The sequence below is a fragment of the Rhodococcus sp. WY5 genome, assembly GCF_018588185.1.
Classification (GTDB): Bacteria; Actinomycetota; Actinomycetes; order Mycobacteriales; family Mycobacteriaceae; genus Rhodococcus_F; species Rhodococcus_F qingshengii.
Map to the genome: position 1 here is coordinate 469,999 of NZ_JAAMPR010000001.1, position 17,225 is coordinate 487,223.

The 17,225-nt window shown below is 63.0% G+C and carries 17 protein-coding genes; 7 read left to right on the forward strand and 10 right to left on the reverse strand.

Features of this window, described 5'->3' with window-relative positions; genetic code table 11:
• Positions 1–232: 232 nt before the first annotated feature.
• Positions 233–481 (forward strand): hypothetical protein, encoded by a 249-nt coding sequence (locus G4D79_RS02130; RefSeq protein WP_198165748.1) that lies wholly within the window; start codon positions 233–235, stop codon positions 479–481.
• A 324-nt stretch (positions 482–805) separates the two neighbouring features.
• Here the strand turns inward: G4D79_RS02130 and G4D79_RS02135 are convergent, their stop codons facing one another.
• Positions 806–1,270, reverse strand: coding sequence for a hypothetical protein (locus G4D79_RS02135; protein ID WP_136472130.1), 465 nt, complete (start codon positions 1,268–1,270; stop codon positions 806–808).
• A 496-nt stretch (positions 1,271–1,766) separates the two neighbouring features.
• Here G4D79_RS02135 and G4D79_RS02140 point away from each other — a divergent pair, with 496 nt between their 5' ends.
• The gene (locus G4D79_RS02140) at positions 1,767–2,288 is read left to right on the forward strand and encodes a 2-oxo-4-hydroxy-4-carboxy-5-ureidoimidazoline decarboxylase (protein WP_003941084.1); all 522 of its coding nucleotides are present in this window, start codon (positions 1,767–1,769) and stop codon (positions 2,286–2,288) included.
• A 56-nt stretch (positions 2,289–2,344) separates the two neighbouring features.
• Here the strand turns inward: G4D79_RS02140 and G4D79_RS02145 are convergent, their stop codons facing one another.
• The 9 genes from G4D79_RS02145 to G4D79_RS02185 all read right to left on the reverse strand — a co-directional run bounded on the left by G4D79_RS02145 (position 2,345) and on the right by G4D79_RS02185 (position 12,597).
• The gene (locus G4D79_RS02145) at positions 2,345–2,800 is read right to left on the reverse strand and encodes a tellurite resistance TerB family protein (protein ID WP_099697770.1); all 456 of its coding nucleotides are present in this window, start codon (positions 2,798–2,800) and stop codon (positions 2,345–2,347) included.
• Positions 2,801–2,884: 84 nt separating this feature from the next.
• On the reverse strand, positions 2,885–4,441 hold the full coding sequence (locus tag G4D79_RS02150; protein WP_083745009.1) for a TerD family protein: 1,557 nt from the start codon (positions 4,439–4,441) through the stop codon (positions 2,885–2,887).
• A 40-nt stretch (positions 4,442–4,481) separates the two neighbouring features.
• Positions 4,482–5,375: an SGNH/GDSL hydrolase family protein gene (locus G4D79_RS02155; protein ID WP_042922710.1), complete on the reverse strand. Its 894-nt coding sequence runs from the start codon at positions 5,373–5,375 to the stop codon at positions 4,482–4,484.
• A gap of 158 nt (positions 5,376–5,533) precedes the next feature.
• Positions 5,534–6,928 (reverse strand): TerD family protein, encoded by a 1,395-nt coding sequence (locus G4D79_RS02160; protein ID WP_039972770.1) that lies wholly within the window; start codon positions 6,926–6,928, stop codon positions 5,534–5,536.
• A 27-nt stretch (positions 6,929–6,955) separates the two neighbouring features.
• A complete protein-coding gene (locus G4D79_RS02165) occupies positions 6,956–7,813 on the reverse strand; it encodes a hypothetical protein (RefSeq protein ID WP_007727039.1) in 858 nt (285 codons plus the stop codon).
• A complete protein-coding gene (locus G4D79_RS02170) occupies positions 7,810–8,919 on the reverse strand; it encodes a cysteine protease StiP family protein (RefSeq protein WP_003941082.1) in 1,110 nt (369 codons plus the stop codon). The genes G4D79_RS02165 and G4D79_RS02170 overlap by 4 nt, the downstream gene beginning before the upstream one ends.
• Entirely contained in the window at positions 8,916–10,205 is a 1,290-nt protein-coding gene (locus G4D79_RS02175; RefSeq protein WP_099697771.1) for a phosphoribosyltransferase family protein, read from the reverse strand. The genes G4D79_RS02170 and G4D79_RS02175 overlap by 4 nt, the downstream gene beginning before the upstream one ends.
• Complete coding sequence (locus G4D79_RS02180; protein ID WP_070161536.1) at positions 10,202–11,359, reverse strand: HpcH/HpaI aldolase/citrate lyase family protein; 1,158 nt, start codon at positions 11,357–11,359, stop codon at positions 10,202–10,204. Before G4D79_RS02180 ends, G4D79_RS02175 begins: the two co-directional genes overlap by 4 nt.
• A 92-nt stretch (positions 11,360–11,451) precedes the next feature.
• Entirely contained in the window at positions 11,452–12,597 is a 1,146-nt protein-coding gene (locus G4D79_RS02185; RefSeq protein ID WP_007727045.1) for a hypothetical protein, read from the reverse strand.
• 243 nt (positions 12,598–12,840) lie between these two features.
• Here G4D79_RS02185 and G4D79_RS02190 point away from each other — a divergent pair, with 243 nt between their 5' ends.
• The 5 genes from G4D79_RS02190 (at position 12,841) to G4D79_RS02210 (ending at position 17,221) form a co-directional block, all read left to right on the forward strand.
• Positions 12,841–13,416: a TerD family protein gene (locus G4D79_RS02190; protein ID WP_003941199.1), complete on the forward strand. Its 576-nt coding sequence runs from the start codon at positions 12,841–12,843 to the stop codon at positions 13,414–13,416.
• Positions 13,417–13,553: 137 nt separating this feature from the next.
• A complete protein-coding gene (locus tag G4D79_RS02195; RefSeq protein ID WP_046377871.1) occupies positions 13,554–14,675 on the forward strand; it encodes a DUF475 domain-containing protein in 1,122 nt (373 codons plus the stop codon).
• Between the two features lie 175 nt (positions 14,676–14,850).
• Positions 14,851–15,327 (forward strand): GNAT family N-acetyltransferase, encoded by a 477-nt coding sequence (locus G4D79_RS02200; RefSeq protein WP_099697772.1) that lies wholly within the window; start codon positions 14,851–14,853, stop codon positions 15,325–15,327.
• An 18-nt stretch (positions 15,328–15,345) separates the two neighbouring features.
• Positions 15,346–15,795: a GNAT family N-acetyltransferase gene (locus G4D79_RS02205; RefSeq protein WP_007727049.1), complete on the forward strand. Its 450-nt coding sequence runs from the start codon at positions 15,346–15,348 to the stop codon at positions 15,793–15,795.
• Between the two features lie 64 nt (positions 15,796–15,859).
• Positions 15,860–17,221 (forward strand): lipase family protein, encoded by a 1,362-nt coding sequence (locus G4D79_RS02210; protein ID WP_064074530.1) that lies wholly within the window; start codon positions 15,860–15,862, stop codon positions 17,219–17,221.
• The last annotated feature ends 4 nt before the right edge of the window (positions 17,222–17,225 follow it).

The following is a 17,225-nucleotide window of genomic DNA, read 5'->3' on the forward strand; positions in this document are numbered from 1 at the left end:
ACCAGGGCGTCAGTAAAACTGCGTTCCGCTTGAGCTCGCATGGAGTCACCTAGGAGAGCGCTATCCGCCATTCCCACGGCAATGGAAGCCACCGAATCCCACCCCAGCAATCATCTGAAGCCTCCTCGAATGCGTTGTTGCTCCGGATCAGTGACAACCGGGGAGGTCGACGGGCCGTGCAGTATTCGAATCGCGCAGTGTTCCTTCACTTCAATTGCAACGGAGGGGAGCGTTGAGTGGCTCGAGGCCGCATCACCGGAACCCGATACGAGTAGCGAGGCAACATGATCGGCGGGGCCGGCGCTGCAGCTTCGAGGGTGCCCGCCGCGAGCCTGGTGAGCAACACCCCATCGCCGACGGCATCAACCTCGTCGGCATCAGGCGGGTCCTCGAACTCGAGGACAGCACCGCAGCACTACGCCGCGACAACGCGCAAACAACACTGAAATCCGCACAGCCAGAAGGACACACCGCACAGTAAGGACCACCGCCATGGAAAACGACCGCGTACCCGCAGCCGTCGACGCGACACCCGACGCCGACTACATCGAACAATCAATACCCGTCGTCCAGGACGAAAACCTCTGAGTGAGTCACGGCACCTCATGGAGAGTTCGCCGTTCACACACCAAACGGCGCAGATAAACCGTGGAAGATCGTGACGTCTACGAGCTACTTCCGAGGCCGCGAGCGCTTGCGTCGCCCCACAAAAAGAATCGCCGAGCTACTTGCGTTCGAATGGCGTAGCCGCGAGGACGGTTACGTGAAATTCCGGTTTCCCTGCCATCGCCGCCGCCATACGGACTCACATGTTCAACGTCCCCACATCACTACGCCCCTTCCGTCGAGCCGGCCACGCCCGAACTGCCTTCCGCCCGGAGAAAACCGCCAACGCTCCCGTCGCCAATGACAGCGAACTGCTCAAAGCCACGATCAGCGTCGGACTCGATCCGACCAAGTGACCACTCGAACCCCGCCACAACCTGACCGTCTGCCCCACAGCGTATTCGTGCGCGCTGGAGCACTCGACGAACGATTCGATGTGGTCCACCTCGTCCTGCGCCCATCCCACCGTATAGGTGCGCGGATGCACACAACGGCCCAGCGTGGCACCGTCCTCCACGTCCAGCACCCTCGCTTCGACAGCAGGACCCATACCACCGGAGATCGACTGCACAGCAATGCTGAACGTCACCACCGCGCAGATGAGTGCTGCCAGAGCAAGTATCGACAATGCGGCGACGATCCACATCCCCCTCCGCTCGCCCACCGTATCCACCCTCGACCTCATAGATTCTTGATATGACATCTACGGCCCGATACAAAATCGAGCCAACCGCGAACTCGCGCGGAGCCTCCACGACTGCCAGCGAACGAGACACACTCCCTGCCCATTGCAGGGGCCGACGCCGAGAGCCTCAAACGAGAGCCGACCCTGTCAAGCCGCTGGTCGCCTTTCGGAGACGGCGGGATCGCCAACCGATCTCCGTGAAGTTGCATCAGACGCAACGTTATTGGCCTCTTTTCGGGACAGATTGCTCGCCATCTCCTGTGGTCATCGGCGCCCGGTTGAGTCGGCTTCGTCAGCGAACCTTGTCGGGTGGAGACCGTGTCGGTCAGCTCGTTACGCCGCGTTAAGAACCTGAAAACTCGGGGAGCAAACCTTCCTTTCCCAGGTGAAGCAGTGAATTATCGATATGGTCGCGCATCTGGTTACCGCGCGGCATGTCGAGCGCGCCTGAAAGCACAACGGGCCGGGAGGTCACATGCTGCTACATCAATCGATCGGGTTGGAGCGCTTCAACGAACTACCGCGGCAGAAGGCGGTTCACGCATTGTTCGAGTGCTGCTGCTCGCTGACGTGGGCCGGGTGGGTCAGCGACGGACGTCCGTTCGCCGACCACGCGGAGATCCTCTCGCGCGCCGAGGACGCGATTCTCAACCTCTCGGACGTCGACGTCGAACGCGCCCTGCAGTGCCATCCACCGGTCGGCGTCCGTAGGAACAGCGTGCCGTCCCACCTCGAGCAATGCTCGATCTGGGTTCCGGACGACGCCGTCATGGCAACCATCTATCGCGCCGGCGAGGAGTACGAGCGGAACTTCGGCTTCCGGTATCTGTGGTGTTCGCACGGCCACGACGCCGACGACCTGCTCGAGAACATCGGCCAGCGCATGTCCAACGAACGGTCCGTCGAGCGCAAGGTCTGCGTCGACGAGCTCGCCAAGATCACGCGGACGAGGATCGAGCGCATGCTCGGGCCCGAGGACGGTTATCCCGAGTACTGAAAAGAAAAGCGGGTGCAGCGCTTTCGCGCCGCACCCGCTTTCATGCTCTGAATCGATCAGAGATCGAACTCGGCCGGAGAGATTCCGACTGCAAAACACATGTCGCGTACGACGCCGCGCTCGTGCTCGTCGAAGTTGCCGTCCGCGCCGCCGATGATGATGCCGATCTGGATGACCGCGCGGGCCTGATCCTGCTTCGACTTGAGCTTGGCGATGGTCGCGGTTGCCTCGACCTTGCCGAACTCGTAGTCCGAGGACAGCTTGCTGCAGTACCAGTCGAACTGCTCACGAAGCTCGTCCGGCGAGAAGACCGCGAGCGACTCGTTGCTCATGATCAGCGCGGCGGTCTTCTGACGCTCCGACGGATCGATCGAACCGTCTGCGGCGGCGATCAACGCGCACATTGCCATGCTCGCGTTCTTGAATTCCTTGTTCTGGAACTGGCTGGTCTTTGTCTTGAGCTGGCCGTTCATCTCCTGAGCCTTAGCCTTCAACTGATCCCAGAATGCCATGAGTCTCCTCGAGTATTGCCGCCACACACCGCGCGTGGTCGTACCACCACTCTGCCTGTGCGCTCGGCAATCCGCCATCGGCCACTAGGTGCGGTCGAACACTGCCAGAATTCGCGACTCGGAGATCGGGTCGAGCACGTCCGGGGTGAAGTGCCATTGCGTGCGGGTCCACGGATCGTGAACCTCCGTCTGCCCTGCTGCCGAAAGATGTTGGCACCCCTCGGACAGTGCGGCGACGGATTCTTCCGCGAAGTTCGACTCGTCCTCTCCGACAATCAGTATGGACAAACCGATTGCCGGCCCGCGTTCGGCGAGGAACATGATGGTCTGTGCGTCTTCGGCGGAGTATCCGTGCGGGAAATCGCTGAGGATCAACAGGCGCAGGGAACTCGGCCCGTCGGCGACGCCACTCATTCGCGCGAGTTCGCCCATGTCGACGGCCTCGGCCAGTGCCCGCAAGCGCGCCGAGATCTCGGTGTGAGCGGTGATGACCGGGCCCGCGAGCATCGGTGCCAGTCGGTCGGTCAGTGGCGTCAGCGAGCCGGTCAGATCGACGACGTCGAGTAGCGGCATCGGGCCGGCGGCCATGACACGCACGGTGACGGCACTGATCAGACCGAGCGCTGCTTTGCTCGACGTGCTGTCCACCCAGATCGGCCGGCGCAATGGCAACGGGACGCAGTACGGAACGGTGAGTGTGCCGCGGTCCGGAGCCGACAGCTCGCCAAGACGCATTCCGTCGCTGACGGCTGTGATCTGGGCCGGATCGGTTGTACCCGCCCACGACACCGACTTCCACGACGCCATCGACCGTGGGAGCACGCCGTCGATCACACCGAGTTCGTGCGCAAGCTGAGCGCTGTCGCGGGCGTGGTTGTCCCGTGCGAGTGAGACGAGGTCGTCGTGACGCTTCTGTGCGGCATCGCGCGCCGCCACTCCCGCTGCCGAGTTCCGCAACGACGGATCTGCGACGGCAGCGGTCAGATCCTCGTCCAAACGGGCAAGCGCGTACTCACTGCTGGAGACGAAGGAAGCGGCAGAACGCGAGGCGTCCTCGAAGATCATCCACGCACGCTCGAGGCCGCGGCCAACCTCCAACGGCTCCACGGCGGAGTCCCACGCGGGCGCGGCTGTCGGAGCGGGTTGCGCCGGCTCGTCGTCGACCTCGACGCCATGCACCGAGATCAGTTCCGCCAGACCACCCGCATAGCCCTGCCCGACGGCCCGGATCTTCCAGGCACCGGACTTTCGGTACAGCTCCCAGCAGATGACCGCTGTCTCGGTACCTGCGGTGGGGATCGCGAATTCGGCCAGGACCGAACCGGATTGATCGCTCAGGGTGGCGGAGAGCCCGGCCGTGCGAAAGGCTCCCGCGGCCGTCGCTGCCGGATCCACGCTCACGATGCACAACACCGCTGCCGCATCGGGGTGAAGTCGATCGAGCTCCACCCGGATGCCACTCTCGTCGAGTTGCACTCCAGCGGTGGACGGTTGGTTGTAGAACACGAAGTCCGCGGACGTCAATGCCCGCAGGTTCGCGTCCGCTACCAGCGCCGACACGTCGAACGGCGTCTGGCTCTCGGCTCGAAACGTCACCACGGGCGCCTGCAGCGGCGCGTTCTGTCCGGGAACAAAAGTCATACCCACAGCAGCGAACTATGCCATGACCGGGCTCTCTCGGTCAGCCTTGCACGTCCGCCACCACTAGATCGGCGACCGCGGTCATCCCAGCGTCCGTGAAGTGCAAGCGCTGCGCCGTCGACTCCGAGAACAGGCCTTCGAACCAACGCTGATCTGCACTCGCACATGCGTCGTGCCCGCCGGCGATGCTCGCCGCCGCAATGTCGACAGTGCGCACACCGTGGGCGTGGGCGACCTCGTCGAACTTCGTGTTGTAGCGAGCGAAGTAGTCCATGAACCAGGATGCGTCGGCGTCTGAGAACGGAATGTTCGGCCAGCATCCGCGAGAGGAGATCATGCCGCCCTCACCGATCAGGTAGATGCGAGCGTTAGGCGCGCGCTGCGTGACCGCAGTCAGGATGCGATCCAATTCTCCGGCAGCCCGGTCGATTCCGGATTGGGCTACGGAATTCGCGAGCGGGTCGTACCGGCATCCACGATCGGTTCCTGGCCCCGGAGCGACGCACAGGGGGCCGAGGAAGATGCTGTTGGAGTCGTTGCCGCCGATCGAGATGGTGATCAGGTCGGTGTCCGGGTGAACGGCATCGAGTTGGACAGGCCAGTAGTTCGGAATCAGCTGTGGAGTGTCGATGATGTTCTCGGCGCGTGCCGCGCTGCAAGAGACGTCGGTGAACTCCGCGACCTCGAGTGCCCGAGAGATCTTGCCCGCGAAGTTCTCGTACGAACGCGAACAGGCGTCGGGGTACATCGGTTCCAGCCTTGGACCGGAGGCACGGGAGTCACCGAGGGCGACGTACTTGATCCCGGTGCCGGATACTCCTGACCGAGTTTCCGACTGGGGCACCGAAGCCTGCGCGATCCCGGTGCTCACGAGCGCCAGCACAACGCCTGCGACGGCCGCCGCCCGACCGAGAAGTTTCCCTCGAATGATCATCTACTGTGCCAAGTCCTCTCGCGCACGGCCGCTCGACTGACGGCTCGACATGCCGCATGAGGTTAACGCACAGAGGGGGAAACGATGTCCGGTTCGACGGACGGCGATCGAAATCACCTACCGCCGAACCGGATTCATCTCGACTATGCAGTCTCGACTCAAGCAGTGAGGAAACGGCCCAGCTGCGGCGCAGCTTCTCCTGCGTGCTTGGCCTGGATACCTTCACCGATGGCCTGCAGCTTCCATTCACCGTTCACGCGGTACACCTTTGCCATCACCATTCCGGTGAAAGCCATGCCACCCTGGAGCGTGTATCGAGCGAGCTCGGAGTTGGTGGTGCTGTCCACGAGACGGCAGAACGCGTTGGAGACCTGCTCGAACGTGTGTCCGCGGTACGAGGTCACGGTGAAGATCACGGTGGTCACGTGAGCCGGGACCCGCTGCAGATCGACGAGCATGACCTCGTCGTCGCCGTCTCCGTCGCCGGTGAGGTTGTCACCCATGTGACGGACCGAGCCGTCCTTGGACGTCAGCTGACCGTAGTAGCAGACGTCGACGAGGTTGCCGTCGGCGTACAGGAGTGCCGAAGCGTCGAGGTCGACGTCGGCGGTACGGCTTCCGAACAGGCCGCTCTTCTTGATCGGATCCCAACCCAGACCCATCTGGATCATGGTGAGCGCGACGCCGCCCTCCTTGCGGAGTGTGACCTTCTGTCCCTTGGTCAGGCTGACGGGGCGTCCCTTGACCAGGCTCACCTCGGGCTGCTGCGCCGGCGGCTGGTTCTGCACGGGAGGCGCCGGGGGTGCCTGGTTGTACGTCGGCTGCTGGTTGTACGCAGGCTGCTGCGCCGGCGGGTAGGCCGGCGGCGTCGGTCCCTGGTTGTAGGCAGGCGGCTGGTTGTACGCGGGCGGGGCCGGCGGAACCGGCGGCGCGTTGTACGAAGGCTGCTGCTGCGGCGGCTGGTTGTACGCCGGCGGTGTAGGAGCGACGGACGAGGGCGGGGTGATCGGCGCCGGAGCCGCGACCGGAGTGGGCGGCGGCGGCGCGGGCGCATCGTCGACGGACACACCGTGATCGGTGACCAGCGCGGCAAATCCACCCGCGTACCCCTGGCCGACGGCGCGCACCTTCCATGCACCCTGGCGTCGGTACACCTCGAGCGCGATGACGATGGACTCGGTGGTGAGGCCGTCGATCACGTACTCGTACAACACGTTCCCGGCCGCGTCGGAGACCCGAGCGGTGGGTGCAGCAGTGCGCCCGAAGTTCGACGAAGCGTCGTCGAGCGTGATGACGGCGCGAACCTGCTCGATATCGGCGGGTACGCCGGCGAGTGAGACTCGGAGTGAGGCAATGCCACCCGGGTTGGGTACCAATTGCACGCCGGGTCCGGTCGGCTGGTTGAAGAAGACGAAGTCGGCGTCGGAACGAACTTTTCCGTTGCTCGTCACGAGGAGTGCAGACAGGTCAGCGGCCGCAGCCAGCTGAACCGAGACAACTACATCCGAGACGTCCAGCGGGCCGTTCTGCCCTTTGGCAAGCGATACAGACAACTAAATCCCCTTCATAGAGAGCGTGTATTACCCGAGCGCGGAAGAGAACCACCGCAAGATCTCCGCGCTCGCTGCGATACCGGACCTTTCTGTCACAGTAACGGTCGGCCGTTGCCAATTCAGTTCTTCCAGCTCACCGTGCCTGGGCCGGATCGCGAAATCGGAGTATTCGAGCATGTCCGCATCCAATGCGCCGTCACCAGCCGAGATCACGACGGCGGACTGATCCAGATCACCCGACTCGACCAGTCTGCGGCGCACCTCTGCCAGCGCTCGTGACTTCGAGACCGCGTCGGGCATCGTGTAGATCTTGCGGCCTTGACGCGAGACATTCCAGCCCCGCGTCACGCACCACCCATTCCATTCGGTTTCGAAATCACTCGGCATCACGGCCAGATCGACGACCAGGTATGGAAACAGGTCGTCGGCAACACGAATGGAGCTGACCCAACTCGAGTCGATCCGCGATTCCAGTTCCGCCTGAACCTGCGGCAACTCGGCGCCGGACTTACGGGTCGAACGGTCGATCTCGTTTCGCCAGTCGCGATCGGCCTCGCCGTCTACGAGGATGTTTCCGCCGTTGCTCGTGATCGCGTACTTCCACGGTCCGCCGGGAAGATCGATCCGCTGGAACTGCGCAATGGTCCTGGTCGTCGTCGGAATCACCGGAACCCGCGAGCTGAGCGCGGTCAGCAGTTCGATCGATTCGACGCTCATGTGCGAGAGCGGACCGCCGTTGTAGTACTCGACGCACAGCGGGCTCGGTGCCGAATCCAGGTCGGAGCCACTGGGATCGCCGCCGATCGCGGCCTGCGAATAGATCATCGTGCGGTCCAGATCCGTGGCGATCAGGACCTGGGACGCAGCGGTGTCCACACGGCTCACGTGATGTCCTTGATCAGGCCGACACACGAGTAGGCGAGATCCGGGACGACCTCGACCGGGACCCCACGGGCCTGTGCCAACAACCGGATGTGTGCGTGCTCCGGGGCTTCGAGTTCGCGCACCAGAACCTTCCAGGGAAGCCGGCGCAGCAGCACCCTGGTTGTTTCTCCGACACCGGGTTTGACGAAGTTGACCGTCGAGATCCCGTACTCGGCCTGCACCTTCTCCACCGACTCCCAACCGGCCCAGGTCGGCGTCCGATCGGAATCGAGCACTGCAGCAAGAGAATCCGCTGCGTCGCCGCGAACCGAATCGAACTCGGCCGAGACCACGTCGAGCAACCTGTTGGAAACGTCGACGTCGGCGAGGTCGGCGTAGAACTTGGCGCCGTGGAAATCGCCGGGCCCGATGAGGGTGTCGTTGAGGACAGTTCGTGAGACCAAGCCGGACACCGTCGAATTGAGGCACGCCGACGCGATCAGGAAGTCGTCACGGGTCCCGTACGTTCGCACGCAGTGTCCGGGGTCGGCGAGAACAGCCAGATCGGAGTCGAACTTCGCTCCGCCTGCCTCGTGGTACTCCGTCAACGCTGCGTCGAGTTCGCGGGCGATGGCGCCCTTGCCCGTCCAGCCGTCGACGAAGACGACGTTCTCCGAGTCGTGATGGTGCGCAAGATAATCGAGTGCGACGGAATCGATTCCTTTGCCACGGACGATGGACACCGCATAGTGCGGCAACGTCAACCCGCGGGTCTGCTGGGCCCAGCGCCGCATCAGAATCCCGATCGGTGTTCCGGCCCGGGCGAGTGAGACCAGCGTGATGTCACTCCCCCGCTCGGCCAAGACCAGGTCCATCACGGTCCCGACAGCGCGCGCCAACCGTGGAGCGCTCTCGGCGAGCACCGTCTCGAAAAGATCCCGGTATGCCTGATCGGGTTGGTACTCGATGGGGAGAGACTCGGCATAGTGCGCCTCACCCGACTGAATACGCTTCTCGCGCACGGATACATCCGCTTCGAGATCCACGTGCGAGAGATCCTTGAGCAGCCACTTCACTTCGCCCGGCGCGTACGAACCGAATTCGGGCCCGACCAATGGTTCGTTCATGACGAGCTCCCTGCTCTGGAATCTCGCAGCGCCGACGGATCGGCCCCGCGAACGGTGGCGATCAGGACGTCGGTGCCGGAGTTCCGCAACACCTCGACCACTCCGTCCATCGCCGTCAACCGATCGGTGTCGGCGGGCTCGTCGATGACCAGCAACGCAAGGGCGTCGACCGCCGCATCAGGCCACTGCGCGTTGTAGACGTATCGGGGTTCGTTCTCGCCCAGTTCGGGCGCCGGAAAGGTGAACCCGCGACGCAGCGGGTATCCCGGCACGTCAACGACGTAGGCGGGTGAACGCGTCGTGGTCTGGTAACGAACTGCTCGCCCAGAGCTTTCCAAGCCCGCAGCGATGCGCAGTGGCAGGTACATCAACTCCTCGTGACCGATCACGATCACAGCACGCGACGCGTCGATCGACGATTTGAGAATGAACACCGCTGCCTCGACGGCTGACTCGAATGCCGCGGTGTCGCCGTCGAGAAAGCCGTGCCTGCCACCGTCGGGGACATGTGCCGGCCACGGCAGATCCATCTGAGACAGCGTGCCGCGGCGATCACCGATCGGATTCAGATCCGGAGCATCCAGCGCCGTGACGCGCTCGGTCAGGCCGTCGGGCAGGACCGTCGAACCCGAAGCGAGAGAGACGTAGTCGATTCGTACATTCAACTCTGCCGCCGCGGCTTCGCCGGCGACTCGGTGTTCCTCGGTTCTCATGTCCACCAGCGAGGCCACGACGTAGCGGCTTCGCGGGCATTGCCCGTGCAGCGCCCGGATGGCATCGATCGCGGTGGCGCCGGTGGAGATCTCGTCGTCGACGAGGACCAGAGGCAGGTCGTTCTCGAACAGTTCGGCGGACGTCGGCTGCATCAGATGGCTCGTGGCGTGCGAGTGCCCCTCCTCGAACCCGGCGAGCGTCGTAGCACCTGGTACGTCGCGACGAGTCGAGTGCAGGTAGCAGTGAGCGCGCAGACGGGCCGCAACGCAATGACCCAAACCTGTTGCGGTTTCGGCAAACCCGAGCACGACGACGTCGACACCCTCACCGAGGGTTGTCCGCACCAGATCGCCGAGGTCGTCGGCAGCACCGATGACCACGGACGGCTCGGTGGGCACGTGCTTTCCCAGCACAGTGGACACCAGCAGATGAGCGCGACGCGGATTCCGCCGAAGTCCCGGGATCACCAGATCGGGCACCGAATGCCCGAGTGACGAATCACCGTGAACGAGGTCCAAGCCGAATTCTGCTGTAGCCCAGGGAACGTCCTTGGACTGGACAAGCTCTGTCATCGATCGACCAACGCCGTCAGCAACTCGACGAACGTGATTCCCTTGTTGGTCACACCGAACACGTGAGCTCGGAGCGCAGTCTGATGGGCCCAATTGCGGTGCGGCTTCATCTCGTTCATCTTGTTCCGGTAGCCGGACGCCTGAACTCCCCCGGCGTCGGCACCGAGAATGTCGAGGGCATCGTGATATTCCTCGTGCGTGACAGCGGACAGTGCATTGACCGCTGCGACGTGCGACGGGTGGATGACCGTCTTGCCCTGGATTCCGTTGGCTCGGTCCAGCGCGATCTCACGGAGCAGACCGTCGAGGTCGCGGCTGACGAGATGCTGACGGAACCGGACGGCGTCGTGTTCCTCGAACGGGGTGGCGCGCAGCATCGGCCGGAACATGCGTTCGTGATCGGCGAAGTACTCCCACACGGGCCCGGTGATGACAAAACCCGAACCGTCCGCGCGCCCGAGATAGTTGACGATGTCGGCGATGACGTCGACCACCACGCGCACGTCGTAGATGGTCAGATCGCGGTCACGACGGATGCCGAAGGTGCTGCACATGTCGGTGGCGCCGATGCGGACGGCAAGGATGCGATCGCGGTGCTGCCCGAGAATCCCACTGATGGTGCGCAATTCGAGATCACGCGTATCGCGGTGCACCAGCGCGGGTGATTCGAGTACCGGCATCGCGTAGAGATGCTTGCCCAGCAGTTCGGATGCGTCCGCGACGGCGTCGAGAAACACGGGGCCGGACTCGCTGCCGAACTTGGGGATTACGAACCCGGTGAGCGCGGCGCGCCCCTCGGTCAACGACGCGGCGACCTTGTGGATGTCCGCGACTTCACGGACCCGTACGAACAGCAGCATGCCGACGGCGTCGGTGGACGCGATCTTGTCGAGAGCTTCGACCGCGTTCGCTCGCGCCGATTCGACCTCGTGATCGGCGACGGCATCCTCGAGATCGAGCACCATCGAGCTGACGCCCTCGGACGCACGCTTGCACACGATGTCGGCCAACCCGGCCCGGGTGGCAGGAACGTAGAGAGTTGCACCCAGAGCAATCGCGAGCAGATCCCTCTCGTCGGAATCCGCGAACGATCGAGGCGCATGCAGGAACAGTTGCTCCCGCACGTCATCCTCGAGATGTTGAAAGTGCTGCATTTCTCTTCTCTCTGTAACCGCAATCAAGTCCATGAAACGACCCCCTGTGACAACGCGTCGGGCAACTCCGATCCCCCGATCGGCCCGACCATTCAGTTTTTGCCGGCTCGCGCCCGCATCTTCTCGACAACTTCGGTGATGAACGTCGATACCGAGTCCAGCTGTAATACATACGACCAGTAGTCCGGATGAGTTCCCGACAGTGACGCACTCGCTCGCTCGATCCTTGCCAGTTGAGCATCGAGTACGGAGCCCCACTCCGCCACCAACCCTTGGTTAACAGCGAACATCTGGGCGTCTTTCAGCCGGAAACGAACCTCACGTTCCTTTTGGCTCGGATCTGCCCGGACTGCACGCAGAGTAGCGAGACGGTCCGTCACGGCGTCGGCACACGCTTCGGCGTCGGCGAGGTGCACGCGGGCTTCGGCCATCAAAGCCAGTGCATGTTCGGGGTTTCCCGCAGCCAGTGACTGCTTCGCTTCCTTGAGATCGATGTCGGCCTGATCGATATGCGCTCGGCTGCGACTGCTGTTGTCGACGAGGTCAGCGGAACTCGCGGCGTTGAACTCGCGCAGCAATGCGGAGTACGCCGGATCCAGGCGGTCCACTCGAGTGCGCACTGCCGACAACCTGGTCGAGACCGAGGAAATCGTCATCTCGGCACGGTGCTGGGTCGACGGGGCTTCTGCCAATGCTTCCTCGAGCGCCGATACCGCTTCGCGGACACTCTCGGCCCGCGTGCGGACTGCGTCGGCGCGACCGGATGAGCGCGCATTGTCGAGCGCTGCAACCGCGTCGTCGAGGTGTTCGGAGGCCGTCACCACCGACGGGTACTCGCGATAGCGCTGATCGGTGGCAGCCAGTTTTTCCCGGACGGCGTTCGCCAGGGTTCGGGCCTGCTGGCCGAGGACGGGAATGGCGGACATCGTGACCGTCGCCTGCTCGAGGTGCGCACGATGCCCGTTGTAGAAGGCGTCGACGCCCTTTGCCGCCTCGACGAGTTCGGCTACCGACTTTTCGAACGCCGCCCGAGCACCGTTCGGGTTCTGGTGGAGTACCTGATCGTTGCCATAGCGCTCGGATGTGTCGAGGTAGTCCGACGCAGCCTGGAAGCACCGATCCCGAACGGGTTCCCACGCAGCGCGCAGCCCTCGCTCGGGGTACAGCTCGGCGGAAGCGTCGACTGCTGCCGACGCGATGGTCTGCCGCTTGTCCATGTCGAGGAACGCCGAAACCATGGCCGTCTGCGCCTCCCGCGCACGACTGACCGACTCCCCCACTCTTGCCCCCCGATTGAAGCGCTCCGACCATCTTCCCACCACGATTGAATCCTACGGGTCCAGCACTTCGCTTCTCGGTTCGTAATTCTGCTGTTACGGCGAACACACCGGAACTGCGGTTAGGGTGGTGGAGGTAAACACACTCCCAAGACGACTTCGCGTCGTAGTGGGCCTTGTCTCTCCTCTTGAAAGGACCCCTGAATGGGCGTCAGCTTGACCAAAGGCGGCAATGTCTCTCTCACGAAGGAGGCCCCGAACCTGACTGCAGTGGTCGTCGGCCTGGGCTGGGACGCGCGTTCCACCACCGGAGCTGCTTTCGACCTCGACGCCAGCGCAATCGGCGCAGGCTCGAACAAGAAGGTCCTCTCCGACCAGCACTTCATCTTCTTCAACAACCTCCGTTCGCCCGACGGCTCGATCGAGCACAAGGGTGACAACACGGACGGCGAAGGCGAAGGCGACGACGAGCAGATCGACGTGAACCTCGCAGCGGTTCCCGCCGAGGTCGAGAGCGTTGTCTTCCCCGTCTCGATCTACGACGCAGAAGCTCGCTCGCAGTCCTTCGGCCAGGTCCGCAACGCGTACATCCGCGTCGTCGACAAGTCGAACGGCAACGAGCTCGCTCGTTACGACCTCTCCGAGGACGCTTCCACCGAGACCGCCATGGTCTTCGGTGAGCTGTACCGCAACGGTGCAGAGTGGAAGTTCCGCGCAATCGGCCAGGGCTACGCGTCCGGCCTCGCGGGCATCGCGCGCGATTACGGCGTCAACGTCTGATCTTCGCTCTCGACGAGCTGACTCGGGGAAGGTTCCGCAGTAGTCTGTGGAACCCTCCCCGTTTTCACGTTCGGATGCGGTGAGAGACCGCTTGCAGTAACCACTCTGCATTGACCAACTAGAAAGGGCCACGCTCCGTGGTACTGCGAATATTCGGTTTATCCATCGCAATTTCGATCCTCGCGATGATCGTTGCGTTCATCTACGGCGGACCCGAGGCACTGTTCCTCGTCATCATCCTGTCGATTCTGGAAATCTCGCTTTCCTTCGACAACGCCGTCATCAACGCCACTGTTCTGCAAAGAATGAGTGAATTCTGGCAGAAGATCTTCCTCACCATCGGCGTCATCATCGCCGTCTTCGGTATGCGTCTGGTGTTCCCGCTCGTGATCGTCTGGGCTGCATCCGGTCTCGGACCCGTAGCTGCACTCGACCTCGCACTGAACCCGCCTGCGGACGACGCCGCGTACTTCGCCAACGGCGAGCCGAGCTACGAAACCATCCTCACCGACGCTCACCCGCAGATCGCTGCCTTCGGTGGCATGTTCCTGCTGATGCTCTTCCTCGGATTCATCTTCGAAGAGCGTGAGATCACCTGGCTGTCCTGGCTGGAGAAGCCGCTCGCTCGCATCGGCAAGCTCGATCAGCTCTCCGTCGTCGTGGCCGGCATCGTCCTGGTTCTCAGTGGTTCTTTCCTCGCTGCTGACGACAAGGTCTCCACCGTCATGATCTCGGGCGTTCTGGGCATGATCACCTACATCGCGGTCAACGGATTGGGTGAACTGTTCAATCTGCCGGAAGAAGGCGAAGAGGAAGAAACCGCCAAGTCCGGCGGCCCCACGCAGCTCGCGAAAGCGACCGGTAAGGCCGGCTTCTTCCTGTTCCTCTACCTCGAGGTCCTCGACGCGTCCTTCTCCTTCGACGGCGTCATCGGCGCATTCGCCATCACGGCAGACCCGATCATCATCGCCCTCGGCCTCGGCTTCGTCGGCGCGATGTTCGTCCGTTCCATCACGGTCTTCCTGGTCCGCAAGGGCACGCTCTCCGATTACGTCTACCTCGAGCACGGTGCGCACTGGGCCATCGGCGCTCTGGCCGTCATCTTGATGGTGTCCATCGGCGTTCACATCAACGAGATCATCACCGGCCTGGTCGGTGTCTTCTTGATCGGCGCTGCTTTCATCAGCAGCCTCATTCGCAACAAGCGAATCGCGAACGAAGATCCGAAGTTGGACGAGAACACTCCGGCAACTGTCTGACGTTCTTTTCACGAAACGCCCGCGACCAATTGGTTGCGGGCGTTTTGTTTGTTATGCCTGAATTGAAACTCTCTGCATTCCCAGCCGCGCGCCAATTGTTCAGCCGCGCGCCAAATTCAGCCTGCGGCTGAACAATTGCCCTGCGGGTGCGAAAAACCTATTCGTAAGGGAAACCATGAACGAGATAGTCATAGAGCGCGCAACGGACGAGGACGCCGCGGAAATCCTTGTTCTACAACGCTGTTGCTGGGTTTCGGAAGCAATCTCCAACAACAGCATGGACATACCCCCGCTCCACCAGGACCTACCCACGGTCCGAGCCTGGGTTCAGGAGTCGACTGTCTGGACCGCACGACGCGGCGGCCGGCTCGTCGGGGCCGTGCGAGGAACCGCGGACGGAACCGCATGGCAGATCGGTCGCCTCATGGTGGCACCGGACTTGGCGGGCAACGGCCTCGGCCGACGCCTCTTGCAGCACGTGGAACAGAACGCTCCGGAGCACATCACACGTTTCGAGCTGTTCACCGGAAGCAGGAGCCTGCGGAACATTCGCCCGTACACCCGAGCGGGCTACTCCCAATTGCCGCCGGACCCCAGCCACATCCCCGGAGTCGTCTACCTGTCCAAGCCAAACGCCATCAACTCCGACTGAACGGCGATACTGACTTCTGTGGTGAACATTCGCGTCGCAGCGCAGACAGACTTGCCGTTCTTACGTGAGCACGACTCGCACGTCGCTGCCGAGGAACTCGCGTCAGTGGTCCAACGCGGCCGGATACTCATCGCCGAGGACAACGGTAATCCAATCGGATGGCTGCGCTGGGGCTTGTTCTGGGACGAGATTCCGTTCATGAACATGCTGACCGTCCTGTCTTCGAACCGCGGCCAGGGCATCGGGCGCGCTTTGGTCACAGATTGGGAAAAACGCATGAGCCGCGCGGGACACTCGCAGGTCCTCACCTCCACACTCGCCGACGAATCAGCCCAGAACTTCTATCGCGCAATGGGATATACCGACGCGGGAGTTCTTTTACTCCCAGGCGAGTCCTCCGAAATCTTCCTACGTCGAGACCTCGATACGACGACCGATCTGACCGATCCCCACATTACCCACGAGTAATATATGGTGGTCGTCACACCACGATCTCAGGGTGGGGCGTGGCACACCAATGTGGAGGACGAGTATGTCGTCAAGGGTCTTATCTCGCGCAGTTGTCGGAGTACTCGCGCTTGCACTGACAGGCGTCGGCGCACCGGTAGCGCTCGCGCAGCCAGTCCTTGCCAAGTCCCCCGATGACGGTTTCTACAGCTACGACGGCGCGGCACCCCTCTCGTCGTACGCCCCGGGTGCGGTACTCGAGACTCGCACCGTGCCGTACACCGTGCTCAACATCCCGACCCCGATACAGGCAGTCCAGGTTCTCTACCGATCAACCGACGCCCTGGGACAGCCGTCCGCCAACGTCACCTCGATCCTGCGCCCGGCCAACGCCCAACCGAACAAAGTTGTTTCGTACCAGTCCTTTTACGATTCGCTGAACCCCGACGACAGCCCGTCGCGAGCCATCGCGGGTAACACCCCGATCGGCGACTGGACTCCCAGCGGACGCAACTTCAACATCGGCGGTACCTTCACGTCCATCGAGGCAGCCTTGTTCGGGCCGCTCTTCGCATTGGGCTACACGATCGTCGTCCCGGACACCGAGGGCCCGGATGCAAACTTCGCTGCCGGACCCGAATACGGGATGATGACGCTCGACGCTCTGCGTGCCGCCCGCGATGTCCCGGAAACCGGAATCACCGACGACGCAGAGATCGCGCTGATGGGTTACTCCGGCGGAGCGATCGCCACCAACTGGGCTTCGATACTCGCTCCCGCATATGCACCGGAGATCAACGACAACTTGATCGGTGCCGCGCAGGGAGGCGTGCTGGTCAATCCGGCCAACAACCTTCGCTACGCAAGCGGAAGCATCGGGTGGGGCGGCGTTGTCGGCATGGCAGTCGTCGGCGTTGCGCGTTCGTACGACATCGATTTCGGAAAGTATCTCAGTGACCGTGGACGCGACGTCATGGCTCGACTCGAAGACGCGTCCATCGGCAATGTGCTGGCACAGTATCCCGGACTGACCTGGCAGGATCTGGTCAAACCCGAGTACGCCGATCCCAATACGGTTCCCGAGTACGTCGATGTCGTGAACAAGATCAACATGGGCACCGCGGCGACACCGACCATTCCGATGTTCATCGCGCAGGCGGCCAACGGCACCATCGAGGGCACCCAACCCGGCGGCCCCGGTGTCGGAGCGGGAGACGGCGTGATGATCACGGGCGACGTCCGCACCCTCGCACGCAAGTACTGCGACGCCGGCCTGGCGATTCAGTACGACCAGTACGACACCATCAGCCACTTCCTCGGCGCCATGCTCTGGCTCCCCGGTGCGCTCGCCTGGGTCGACGACCGCTTGAACGGCAAGCCTGCACCGTCCAACTGCGCGAACATTGCACCGGGGAACTCACTTGCGCCGCAAGAACATGCGCGCTGACTGA